Raw genomic sequence first — 13103 nt, 5'->3', positions numbered from 1 at the left:
TTTAGCCCGGCTGATATCGGGGCACCTGACCTTCGGGTCGTCGGCTGGCAGTTTGCCGAACACTATTTTGCTGGAGCTACCCGTTATGTTTATGATCGTTTCGGCGAAATCCCGGATTTTTTTCTCGTCCGGATTGCCTATATTCACGGGATCGTTTTCGGCACTTTTGAAAAGACGGTAAATACCTTCCACCATGTCGTCTATGTAGCAGAAACTCCTCGTCTGCGAGCCATCACCGAAAACGGTCAGGGGCTTGCCTTCAAGCGCCTGGTTTATCAGCTCGGGCACAACCCTGCCGTCATGAGCCCTCATTCTCGGGCCGTAAGTGTTGAAAATCCTGATTATCCTGCTGTCAACGCCGTGGGAATAGTGATAGGCCATGGTCAGGGCCTCCGCAAACCTTTTTGATTCGTCATAAACACCCCTGGGGCCCACGCAGTTGACATTGCCCCAGTATTCCTCTTTCTGAGGATTGACAAGAGGATCGCCGTAAACTTCCGAGGTGGAAGCCATGAGAAAAACAGCTTTTTTGGCTTTCGCGAATCCCAGCGCCTTGTGCGTACCGATCGACCCGACCTTCAAAGTCTGTATCGGGAATTTAAGATAATCCACGGGAGAGGCGCAGGATGCCAGATGCAGTATACCGTCCACCGCACCGTCAACATAAATATAATTCGTCACGTCATATTCCATGAAAGAAAATTTTTGATTTGAGAACAGATGTTTTATGTTCTCCGTGGATCCCGTGATGAGATTATCCATGCAGATAATTTCAGCGCCTTCCTTAAGAAACCTGTCGCACAGATGCGAGCCTATAAAGCCCGCGCCTCCGGTGATAACAATCCTCATACTCTTCCCACTCCCCTGTAAAGAAATCCCAGTTTTTTCATTTTCGCGGGATCATAAAGATTCCTGCCGTCTATCAGCGCCGGCACCCTCATCAGCGATTTCACCTTTTTCATATCAGCTTTGGAAAACTCTTCCCATTCGGTCAGCAGCATGAGAGCGTCCGCGCCTTTGACGGCCGTCATGGCCTGCGCGTATTTGAGATTTTTCTCTTTCCCAAATATTTTCTTAAAACCGTCCATGGCGACAGGGTCATAAACACAGACCTGCGCGTTGAATTTGAGAAGTTCCCTGACGATATCTATGGCCGGGGCGTTGCGCAGATCATCCGTGTCCGGCTTAAAGGAGAGTCCCCAAACAGCTATCTTTTTCCCCTCTATGTTCCACACAATATCCGTGAGTTTGTTTATCACTGTCATACGCTGGCTCTCATTTATTCCGTAGACCTCTTTGAGCATCCTGAAGTCTATACCCGCCTCGTGAGCCATATGGATGAAGGCCAACACGTCTTTGGGAAAACACGAGCCCCCGAAACCTATACCCGCGTCGAGAAAACGGCCGCCTATCCTTTTGTCGAGCCCCATGGCGAGAGAAATATCCTTTATATCCGCACCCACCCTTTCGGCTATATTCGCCACGGCGTTTATGAAAGATATCTTTGTCGCGAGAAACGAGTTGGACGCGTGCTTTATCAATTCCGATGTCTCCGTGTTCGTCACTATCATCGGCGCTTTTACGGGAGCGTAGATCCTGCGCATGAGCTCCTCTGCTTTTTTGCTTTCAACACCTATCACTATCCTGTCGGGCTTGAGAAAATCGCCTATGGCTTTCCCTTCCCTCAGAAACTCGGGGTTGGATACAACGTCAAACGGAAGGTTTTTCTTATTGTATATTTTGACCGTCTGTTTTATTTTCTGACCGGTTGAGGCGGGAACCGTGGATTTCTCAACAATAACTTTGTAACCGTTCATTGAGAGCGCCACCTCTCTGGAGACCGCCTCCACATACTGGAGATCGCATGAGCCGTCAGGACGGGGAGGGGTGTTGACCGCTATGAAAATAGCATCCGATACAGGCACCGCTTTTTTCACGGAATCCGAGAATTTGAGCCGGCCTTTTTTCATGTTCTTCTTCAAGAGCTTATCAAGGCCGGGCTCATAAATCGGCATTAAACCTTTTTTCAGTTTCTTGATTTTCTCCTTATTATTATCAACGCATATGACACTGTGTCCAATTTCGGCGAAACATATGCCGCTCACAAGGCCCACATAACCTGAACCGACAATGGCTATTCTCACACCCTTGGATGATCCTTTCTTTTTCATTTTGCTGTCAAGCTCCTTATAAATTTTCTCTTATCACGGCTTTTCAGGATGGCCGTGCCGACGAGAAAAGAATTAAATCCCGCATCGAGGGCCTCGTCTATGTCCCCGCGGCTCCTTATCCCGCTCTCACACACAAGCGTTTCCGTTTTTACTTTACCTGCAAGAGCGGCGGCTTTCGCGAAACTGATCTCGCCGCTTTTCAGGTCTCTCGTGTTTATACCCAGCACCGGTATTTTCATGCCTTTTATCTTCTCCCTGTCCCGCTCACCGTAAAGCTCCACGAGGGGCGTCATTCCGAGCCGCCTGCTTAAATCAAACAAATCCCTTAACAAATCTTTATCCAGAATCCTGGCGATCAGAAGTAGCGCGTCGGCCCCGTAATACCTGGATTCATAAACCTGATATTCCGAAAAAATAAAATCCTTTCTCAACACGGGAAGAGGGCAGCTCTTCTTCACCTCTCCTATCATATCCTGATCCCCGCCGAAGAACCTGTTCTCCGTCAGCACGGAAACGGCGTCAGCTCCGGATGAGGCGTAAATTTCGGCCAATTTCGCCGGATCAAAACGCCTGACGATCACGCCCTCGGACGGCGATGACCTTTTTATCTCGGCGATCAGCGAATAGGGCCGGACACTGAGGGCTCCGTCAAAATCCCTCGCTTTCGCGGCGCGTCTGATCAGCGATTTCATGCGGCTGAGCGGAAGCCGTTTCATGTCTTCGCCCACGTCTATCTTCCGCTGTCTTACAATCTCAGTTAAAATATCGCTCATAATTCAGTCCAAATAGTATTAAATCAGCGCCGATTCGGCAAGCGCAAAGCTGCCGCTTTGGCGTGGCCGCTCTCTGTGATTGCGCGAATTATGACCATTTGATAATATTCAAAATGCTGAAAAAAGAAATACTCGTAAAAAAAAACAGGATATATAGAGGGAAAGCTATTGATTTTTTGGCCGACTCCGTCCGTGTGCAGAACGGCAAAACGGCCGTCAGGGAATACACTGACCATCCGGGAGCGGCCGGGGCTCTGCCTGTTCTTCCCGGGAACAGAGTAGTCCTTGTACGCCAGTACCGTTATCCGGCGGGGAAATTCACTCTTGAAATACCGGCCGGAAAACTCTCGCGCGGCGAAAAACCCCTTGCCTGTATAAAAAGGGAACTGAAAGAAGAGGCCGGCTTGGCCGCAGGCAAATTCATACTGCTTTCCAAATACCAGCCGAGCGCCGCTTTTTCAACCGAGACAATATATGTTTACGCCGCATTAAACCTTAAACACACCGGGGCCAAACCCGACGATGATGAATTTATAGAAAAAATGGAATTTGACCTGGATGAAGCTGTTCAAATGGTGCGGAAAAAGAAAATAGGCGACTCCAAAACTATTATTGCTCTTCTTTTGTGGAAGGATTTTCTAAACGGTCGAGAATTTTAGCTATTTTAGACGCCAAAACCTTAGCCTTTCTATAATCCGGGTCAAGAATAAGGACTTCATTGAGTTTCTGCTGTGATTTTTCATAAAAGCCCTGCCTGAAGAAAGACCTTGCCTCACGGTAGAGCCGGGTTTTTAATGTGGAATAGCCCAGTCGCGCCGCGAGGGAAAAAGAATGTACCGCATCCCCTATTTCCACCGAGGTAAAGCCGTAATCGAATGAAAATCTGTCATATTTAAGCCCGACGCCCGCGCTGAAACCCATAATTGAATCTATTGTGTTCATACCCGACCGGAATCTCAAAACTTCTCCCACCGGGATCTCTATACCGAAAGACTGGAAAGCCTCACCTTCCGAGGGGAATGTCCCGGCAAACGACAGGATGCTTCCCAGAAAACGGAAGTTTGCGCCCGCCCTCATAACCGACGGTATTGCCTGGGGTGATGAGCCGCCGCCGAGCTCCATTTTACCCATAGGCAGAAAATAAGAAAAACCCGTGTTCAGAAACCAGAAACTGTATTCCGCACCGCCATGTAAAGCGGCGGCGCTCCCCTCATGCTCAGCCGATAAACGCTGACTCAGAGTGACAAAACTCAAGCCGGATGAAAATACCCCCGAGCGGTAACCAGCGCCGAGGGCAAAGAAAGAATCGCCGGCCGTAACGGCGCCCATCGGCGTATCAAGAGCGCTGTAGGCGTCAATGCTGCCGTAATCCGAACTGAGAGAACAAAATCCCGCGGTGAAAGCGGCATTAAGCGGAAGATAGGCGCTGACACCGCGCAAAGATATATCCTCCCACCAGAAAACCGTACCCGCTGACACCTCAGGCCTCGTAGCCCGCGCGGCGTGAGCGGGATTGATCAGGAAAGAACCCGGCCCCGCGAGAGAGGCGTTCGCGCCTCCGAGAGACACGCTCAAGGGATCCGCCGGCACAAAAAGCATCTGCAGAAAAGAGGTTTCCGCCGCGGCCGGCGGCATTGTCAATAAAGCCGACAGCAGCAGTGCAACGCCGGCGCGATAGAGCGACGGATATTCACAGCGCGCGGATTTCTTGAGAAATTTCAGTTTCATTGTATGATTACGAGTTTCCCTCTTTTTTCGTTTTCGCCCGATTTTATTCTGTAAATATAAACCCCCGACGGAAGTTTAACATCCGTCCAGCCGGTAAAAAGCCCGGGGGGTGAGGCCGTAGCGTCCGTATAGCTGAATTCCTTGAGGAGCCGGCCCATAATATCGTATATTTCTATTTTAGCGTCACTGCCCGAAGGAAAAGAAAAGATTATACCGTTGCCTATGTCTTCGCTCTTTTTATAGGGCACAGGATATGGATGCGCGTCATCAATGCTGAAAAGCGGGCCGCCCATCAGGGCATAAGTTGAAAAATGCCATAGATCCGCCTGGACTTTTTTCTGCGATTTAACGAGCCGGGAACTGGACAGCTTTATCCAGGAAGTCGTATCCGAGAGCCAGTAGATGGCCAGCGATTCCACTCTTACAGGAGGCGATAAGCCGTCAACGAAACCGTCCGGCTCGCTGTCTTCATAAGAGAAAGATAATGTGACGCTGTCCGCGAAAGTTGTCGAAATAACATTATCAAAATCATCATAAAGCTCCAGCGTCACGACACCGCCGATGATCCTGCTGTGCGCCGGCAAGCCCATTGCGCTTTCGCGCAAAAAAGCGGCGTATATTTTTTCGTTCTCATCATCAAGGAGCATCTCTATCCTCCCTGAACCGGAAAGAGTACCCTCGGGCACTGTGATAGCGGCAGGACCGGTGGAAAGCGTAAATCCTGACGAAAGATCAAATAGCGTCTCAAACTCAAAAGAAAAAACAGAGAGCATGTGGTTCAGGGATATATCGCAAATGCCTGTTGTCACCGTCAATCTGTAACCGCACCCGTATTCCAGAAGAGAATAAGGCGAGACGGTCACTACGCAGGACGAAGAAATATAATTTATCGCCGAAAGAACATTTTCGAAAACGGATAGGCCCTGCGAATTTTTGATTTTTGTCAGATAAACATTCGCGGTCGTCACCGAGTCGGAATGAAGAGATTCGCTGAAACTGATCCATATATCAGCGTCAACGTCTGATTTAAGGAGGGTATCCGGCGCGTAATCAATAACCCACGGGGCGCTGGTCTCTCGCGTCAGGGGGACAGAGAGGGCGTTTTCCCTGCTTATGCTCTCGAGCCAGTTGCCGGAGTAATCATAACCCAATCCGCCGCAGGCCAAATAAAGTGTAGTTATACCGAAATTTAAAAGCTCTACATGCTTATCTTCAGATGGATAAAACCAGAAAATATTCGCAGAGGCGCTGCTGATGGTTATTCCGTCTTCAAATGTCACCTTTGTTTCAGGGCCGGTTCTGGAAGTGTAGACAGACAAAAGCGTACCGATATCTTCCGCCCAGCCCGATATCTCATCGTTGAACTGCAGCCGGAAACCCGATAATTTTGCCGGATCACTCTCATTCTGAGCGTAAAACTGGTTTTCCGGATAGGGGGGGGTAGTGTCTTTGATCCAGGCAATTTCCATGCTTGTTTCATCCGGCGTGTTGCCCGCGGAATCTCTAATGGATGCGGACGACAGATGAATATACAAACTCTCCGCGCTCCTGCCCCAAAAAGCTATCTGACGCCATTTTTCAAGCGACAGATTAAAATATAGAGTTGATGAAGATGATGCCTCGTCATATTCCGTCTCTTCAAGACTTATCCTCGGCGAAGACCCGTCAGGAAAAAGCGGCGATGTCGATATGAAAATATTTTCATAGGAAATAACATCGGGACTTTTATTGCAAAAAATAATCAGTTCCGCGGAATTTACAGGGGAATAGGCTTCGTCTCCGTGGCTGTAGAGGGCGCTCCCGGGAACCGGTTTCAGGTTATCCACGGTAAAAGAATTTGATACGGCCGCTGAAAACTGTGTCACACCGTATACATCTTTTACGAGAGTTCTCAAAAAAACGCTTCCATATAAGGCGCCCGGAAGATCCTCCGCGCTTTTCCACACCACATCCAGCGCGACGCGGGTACCGGAAGACGTAATGAGCGGTTCTTGTGCTGTGCCTATCTGAAAATAATTGGCATTATCCACTTCCGGGGGGGGAATGAGGGGCTGAAACGCGCCGTCAAAATAAAAAGCTGTCACGGCCGTAGATAATGTAACAGCGTGCCATGACGCCCCCGCGCCGGAGCCGCTTGTGGAATAACTCACATTGACAAAAGAATCAAAATCATCCGGATGCGAACAAAAAATTCGCGCAGATATCCTTCCGTCGCCGGAAGAAGACTGCTTCGGGACATTCTCCATCCATGATGATGGCCCGTCTCCGGTGATAACGCTGATCTCCTCTTCAGGCCAGAAGGTGTTTCCAAAAGAATCATAAACGCAGAGCCTGAAATAATATCTGGTGCCTGCTGAAAGGACGATAATGTGCTCTCCGTGCTCATCAACATAATCACCCACATTGGCGATACGCGTGGTGATCGACCCCAGCGCCGTCTGCTGTACCGGCCCCCACGAGAGACAATATTCATCCACACCCGGAGAAGTGCTGTAATAGACCACATATTTCAAAAAATTATGCTCTATCACAGAGATAGATGTGTCATCATCATTGAGATTCCATTGGAGCTGTACATGGGAAGAGTCGTGCCCCCTGTGACTGAAACGCGTTATTCCCGAAGGCTCCAGCGTGTCCAGCATAAAAGAGGACGAATAAAGCCGGGCGGATTCGTCAATGCCGTCAGAAATAATAAAGGTCACTTTAACATTGTTATAATAAACCTTCCCGATATCGTTCAACGCGTTAAAGACAAAATCCTGAAGAGAGCCTGTCGAGCAAAAATACAAAGGATCGGAGAAAGCGCTGTCTGCTGTATTAGATGAGATTCCTATCATCGCCCCGTCAAAATTCTTTAAAAAAAGGCCCTCATATGACCACGAATCATTATTCGCGTCAAAGCCCCTGTAAAGAAAATCCACATTCCCGCTGCCGTCACTTCTCTGCGAAACGGAGATAGCGCTCAGCGTCGGCCTGTTATTGGTAGCCGCCACGGCTTTATCGTCGGAACCCATGCTGTTCCCGAAGGTGTCATATGCGTAAATACGGAAATAATAAGTGGTGTTGTCGCTGAGGCCGGTTATTGTCGTGGAAGAAACTCCGTTGAAATCTTCCGCGTCCAGATTAATATCATCCGCGGCTTGCCATGAACCGATACTATCGCCGGAATCATTCACAATACCCGACGGATCATCGTTATAATATATGATGTATTCGTCAAAATTCACGTCGGCTGAAGGAGATCCGAAGCTGAGCGTCACGCTGGTTGATGTATAAACGCCCGTTGGAGAAAGATCCCCCGGAGTCTCCGGCCTCTCATTATCTATTTCAAAAACCCCGGAAACACAATATCCGCTGTCCGCGTATCCGTCATTGGCTTTAAATCTTATGCTGACGGTCTCGCATTGCGTTGATCTAACGACTGCCGGATTTGACGCGTGATTCGTCTTCCAGTAGAAAGTGTGTCTGGCGGAAGCGCTTAATGTCTCCGCCGAAGTAAAAGAAGAATCAAAACCCGTGCAAACCAGAGACGCGTCGAGCGAATCCCACGATAACCCGGCGTCAAGGGAATATTCAAAATCTTTAAGCGTACATTGATTGCTTTCAAGATCCTTTAATTTAAAAACCGTGACGATCACGCCTTTTTTCGCCGGATCTATCAGAATCTCCGCCAAAGTGTAGTTGCGCGTACAGGTGGACAGCAGAACATTGTCTGCCTCCCAGCCGGGATATGATTTTTCATTGACGGTGACCTCGGAAGAAGGTGCGCTCCTGGCGCCCTGCGCGTCCAACGCCGCGACAGAAAAAAAGTATGTTTTGCGCGGAACATTCAACAATGTCCATGAACTATAGAGCATATTACCGTAAAATCCGGAGCACTCGCTGAACACCGTGCCCGATACGGTGGAAATGACCACATTCCCCGCATCATCGCGGAGGGCCAGATCATACTGCAGAAGATCATCAGGCGTCTCCCCATCAGCGCCAGAGCCCCATTTAAGATGCAGCTTTCCCGATTGCCAGGCGAAATCCATTCCCGAAAACGGCGCCGCCGGAGAACTGTTAGGATCATCATCCGATAGCGTTGAATAATAAACCTCACAGCCATCGCCGTGGCCGGCGACATAATCAAGGTCACCATCACTGTCAAAATCCGCTATTGCCACACATTGGGCGTACACCGTGTTTTCCGTCTCATCCAGCAGAGAAAAATCGCCACTGCCGTCATTCATATAAACCCGCGTGTATTTCCCGACGCCAAGACGGTACCAGCCTACTATGAAATCCAGATCTCCGTCGTTATCCAAATCTGCCACGGCCAGCGAGGTGGCGAAAGCGCGGGGTCCTCCGACCGAGAAATCTTTTGTAAATGTCATATTTCCGCCGTTTATCCATATCCCTATTTCCGTGAGGACGCATGTCTCGCTCGGGCCTCTTGTGGCGGCTATAAAATCGCACAAGCCGTCGCCGTTAAAATCCCCTATCCCCGCGGCATTGAAATAATCCGGAGCGGGAGACACCCAATCGGGAACGGCGGAAAATCCCCCGGAGCCGTCACCTTTATAAACCTGAGCATAAGCATGGGGGGTAAAGGTGGAATCCGTATCGTTTTTATAATTCAGCACCACAAGATCAAGAATGCCGTCATTGTCAAAATCAGCGGAAGCCAGGGAGTTGGTTTCGTTCAGATCCCCGAAAAACGCGGCGGATGCGAACTGGCCGTTTCCCTGGCCTGCGTAAAAAGTGTTTTGTTCCCCCGTTGCCCCCGGCCAAACCCCGCCGGTCGTAAGCCCCTCTATTATATCGTATTTGCCGTCCCTGTTAAAATCAAAACAAGCGGCGGAAGAGGTTTTTTTAGGGTTAAACTCGGCAGAGAATTGAAAAATAAAACCGCCCATGTTTATGAGGACAACGGAACTTTGATTGGCCGCGCCGCCGCCTATTTCGGCCGCGGCGATAACATCGTTTAAGCCGTCATTGTTGATGTCTCTTATCAGCACCCCGCCCATCTGCTTACCCGATAGCGTGGAAAAGATCAGGTCAAAGGCGCCCGTTCCGTCATTTCTATAAAAACGCAACATGGCCTCCGTTCCCGTGCCTCCGAGCACAATGTCAATATAACCGTCATTATCAAGATCTCCGACGCCTATGGAACCGACATCTTCAAACGCGTTCAGGTCGGCGCCGGCGAAAGAAGCTTTTTTCAAAAACAAATTCATCCTGAATGTTGCCGTATCCGAATACTGCGAATATTCTCCGGAAGATGAGGAAACCTTTACTTTCCAGTAATATGTCGTGTTTCCGGAAAGCGGCACACCGCCGTAAACACAGGATTTGACCGAACTCGTCTCTATTTCAGTATCCCATTTTATAATGCCGAAATCATTGGATGTGGAAACAAGCAGCCTGTACGCCACCTGCGTTGAGGCGCTCCAGCCGAAAGAGGGCTCCGGCGATTCCACGTACACGGGATTTGTTTTATTGTTGCACAAAAGCCCTGTCGGAGCGGGCACGGCAAAACAAAAAGACGCCCCTATTGCAAAGGCCGCGAAAACGCCTTTAACCAGAAAAGCGATTCTTTTCCCCATACTTATGATTTTACTCCGAAAACGGAAAAACCGGAATATTGTTTAATTTTCCTTATCCTCGGCCTCTATCTCCAGCATCTTCTGTTCTGTTTCTATGGGCAGTTCTATTCCGGCATCCTTCAGTTTCTTGAAAGACGCGAGCGCCCTTTTGCGGACATGAAAAGAACTGTCATTTAAAAGAGGCGTCATTATTTTAACACCCTCTGAAACGCCCATTTCACCGCAGGCCCATGCCGAGGTCATCCTCATCCAGACGTCATCCGCCTTGCCCATCTCCGAGACATTATCCAGAGCGCGGCGCCTGTTCCGCGGAAAGAGGGCGATAGCCGCGTTGCCCCTCACCCTGTTATTGGGATCCTGCAGATAGGGATCGAGAAGCTCTTCCATAATAGGCGAGTCCTTGAACATTTCAGCCAGCAGCTCAACCGTATCCGCCCTGACCCTGGCGGTATCGTCCACTCCGGCGATACCCGCCCGGGGCGAATGGGAAGACAGCTCTATATTGGTGCCTGTCTTACTTTTTGTCAGTCTCTCTATCAGTTTGATGACTTCGGCATTCTGAAGTTTCATCATTGATGTTTCCTCAGGCAGTTTAGCCAGAGCGTTCTGCATTTCCTTCTGATTCTGTAAAATCGCCTGATATTCCCCCTTGCTGCCGAGCGTTTGCACTATTTGCGAAATCCTCCTCTCCTCTTCCATGAGCTTGGATTCTTTCTTCTTAGAAAAAGCCGCAGCGACAAAATACCCCAGGGCCATAACCGCCATAAGGTTCAGGGCGAGCAGAATAAACAAAGAAGTCGGATAAGGCATTTCCGCCTTGTTCTCCGGCTTGAGTATTTCCCGCACAACCTCTTCTTTTTTTGCGGCTTCCTGTTTTTTTACCGGTTTTTTTTCTGCCGCGGGCTTTTTCGCCGCTGTTTCTTTCTCCGCCTTTGGAGCAATCTTTTTTGCCCCAGCGGCATCGGGCTTTACAACAGCCGGCTTGGATCCGCCCATAAGTTTTGACAAACGCTCACTGATTTCTTTTACTTCAGGCGTGATAGCTATTTTGCCGGCGTCCGAGATATGCGCCATGGCTTTTGCGTAATCCTTCCGGGATTCCATTAAAAGAGCCATTTTCACCAGCGTCTTGTGGTGGAGATCCCTGACCCTTTTTTCCGAGGGATCAGTCTTATAAAGTTCAGACGAATCCTTAAACGCGGCTTCATAATTTCCGGTGAGGAAATTCTCAAAAGCCGCCCCGAAAGCGCGGGGGTCGATCTCCGCGCGGACAAACGCGCAAAAAGCCGTAAAGATAATTATGCTTTTCATTAATTCCTTGGGGGACAGGATTAATCCTGTCCCCCCGTTAAAAATATTTATTTTTTTCATCGCATTCCCTCCCGCTCACTTATTTCTGCTTTTCCAAATCATAGCCCAGTATGTTTAAAAGTTCATCCATGCGGTTAAAAAAATCCCACACCTCTCTGTGCAAAGGGTTAAGTTTAACGGCTTTCAGAAGGAATTCCCTTGTTCGCAGAAAATCCCCTTTATCCAGGGACATTTGCGCGGAATTCAGGCTTTCCAAAAAGGTGACCTCAATATTCCCTGGATATTTTTTAGAGGCGGCCGATATAATATCAGCGCAACGCTCATAATTGCCGCCTTTGTAAAGAGACCACGCCTCATTGAGTTCCACCGAAGACTCCGACATATTTTTATCATCTTCATAGCCCGGATTCAGGAGCGCGGCCTGAGTAAACAGGATTCCCGCTCTCTCTTTCTCACCCGCAGTCATCAGCCTTCTGGCCTCAGCCATGAGCTCCTGCGCTTTTTTCGACACCATCGCGGGGTCGAAACGGCGGGCCTTTTTAGCGCTGCGCGAGGCGGCGCGCTTCTTTCCGGAAGCGAGAAACTCAAAAGAGGAAGCCAGTTCCGCCTCGCATATCAATGTCCCCGTTTCATCTTTCATCTTCTTCGCCCGGTCCATGGCGGGATCTTTTGCCAGCGCTTTTTCAAGATATTGAAAAGCCTTTTCAAATCTTCTTTTTTTGTAAGCGTCTTCCGCCTTTAAAAAATACTCAAGCGCCTTCTCTTCATCTTTGGCGCGCTGCTTATCGGATTTACCGAGATCCGACGATTCCGCCTCCGAGAGCTTTTTCAGCAGCTGTTTCCTCAATTTGGCGGCGGCGTTGTTGGACGGGTCCAGTTTGAGCGCCTCATTCGCCAGGCCCAGCGCTTTCACGGGATTGGCGGATAACTGCATGGCTTCCGTATATTTCTGAGCGGCGATTTTTTTCTTTTCACCTATAACGCTACTATAAAGTTCCCTGAAAAATGAGCTTTTGAGCAATGCTTTAAGCTTCAGCGCCTCATTGTTCCCTGGATCGAAAAACAGGATTTCGGACGAGGACTCGGCGCACTGGACAGGATCCTGAGAGCTGAGAAAACTTTTGGCCTCTATGACCTTCTCATCTATATACGAGAGAAAAACATCCACCGAAAGAGCCCGGCTCTCTTCTATTTTCTTACGCGCGATATCAAGCTCACCGTTTCTGAAATATATCTCAGCCGCACGGCAAAGCCTCCGGGCCTCGTCATTCTTGATCTGCCCGTAAAGATCTATAGCGCGGGAATTTTTGGGGTATTTTTCAAGCGTTTTATATATCATATCCAGTGCATTAGGCGTATTGCCCCGCTGATATTCCATAAGCGCCTTTTCTATCATCTTATCCTGATCGGCCTCGGGAGCGCTAAGAGCCGGCGCGCAAAAGCCCGCCATGAACAAAAATAATCCGCGCAAAAGCCAAATTCTCATAATCCCGGATCCATCGGCAGCGAAAATTTTATATCGGGCAAGCATA

Annotated in this window: 8 protein-coding genes; 1 reads left to right on the top strand and 7 read right to left on the bottom strand. The window is 49.2% G+C overall.

All coding sequences use genetic code 11. From position 1 onward, the window contains the following. From FP827_02090 to FP827_02080, 3 genes are all read right to left on the bottom strand, one after another. Positions 1-849 (bottom strand): SDR family oxidoreductase (locus FP827_02090; GenBank protein ID MBA3051872.1); only part of this gene is annotated, 849 nt, incomplete at its 3' end. Then, complete coding sequence (locus tag FP827_02085; GenBank protein MBA3051871.1) at positions 846-2144, bottom strand: UDP-glucose/GDP-mannose dehydrogenase family protein; 1299 nt, start codon at positions 2142-2144, stop codon at positions 846-848. The genes FP827_02085 and FP827_02090, both read right to left, overlap by 4 nt. A 23-nt stretch (positions 2145-2167) precedes the next feature. Beyond that, positions 2168-2944, bottom strand: coding sequence for an indole-3-glycerol-phosphate synthase (locus FP827_02080; protein ID MBA3051870.1), 777 nt, complete (start codon positions 2942-2944; stop codon positions 2168-2170). 113 nt (positions 2945-3057) lie between these two features. Here FP827_02080 and FP827_02075 point away from each other — a divergent pair, with 113 nt between their 5' ends. Then, positions 3058-3603, top strand: coding sequence for an NUDIX hydrolase (locus tag FP827_02075; GenBank protein ID MBA3051869.1), 546 nt, complete (start codon positions 3058-3060; stop codon positions 3601-3603). On the opposite strand, the gene FP827_02070 is transcribed toward FP827_02075, so the two are convergent. The 4 genes from FP827_02070 to FP827_02055 are packed head-to-tail and all read right to left on the bottom strand — an operon-like array spanning position 3554 to position 13057. Beyond that, entirely contained in the window at positions 3554-4672 is a 1119-nt protein-coding gene (locus tag FP827_02070) for a hypothetical protein (protein ID MBA3051868.1), read from the bottom strand. The two genes, FP827_02075 and FP827_02070, sit on opposite strands and share 50 nt — an antisense overlap. After that, positions 4669-10260: a T9SS type A sorting domain-containing protein gene (locus FP827_02065; GenBank protein MBA3051867.1), complete on the bottom strand. Its 5592-nt coding sequence runs from the start codon at positions 10258-10260 to the stop codon at positions 4669-4671. The genes FP827_02070 and FP827_02065 overlap by 4 nt, the downstream gene beginning before the upstream one ends. Positions 10261-10302: 42 nt before the next feature. Beyond that, positions 10303-11631 (bottom strand): HEAT repeat domain-containing protein, encoded by a 1329-nt coding sequence (locus FP827_02060; GenBank protein MBA3051866.1) that lies wholly within the window; start codon positions 11629-11631, stop codon positions 10303-10305. A 19-nt stretch (positions 11632-11650) separates the two neighbouring features. Then, the gene (locus FP827_02055) at positions 11651-13057 is read right to left on the bottom strand and encodes a hypothetical protein (protein ID MBA3051865.1); all 1407 of its coding nucleotides are present in this window, start codon (positions 13055-13057) and stop codon (positions 11651-11653) included. Positions 13058-13103: the final 46 nt, after the last annotated feature.

This window comes from Candidatus Omnitrophota bacterium (assembly GCA_013791745.1).
Classification (GTDB): Bacteria; CG03; CG03; order CG03; family CG03; genus CG03.
The sequence above is the reverse complement of the archived record's forward strand: the minus strand, read 5'-3'. Positions and strand labels throughout refer to the sequence as shown.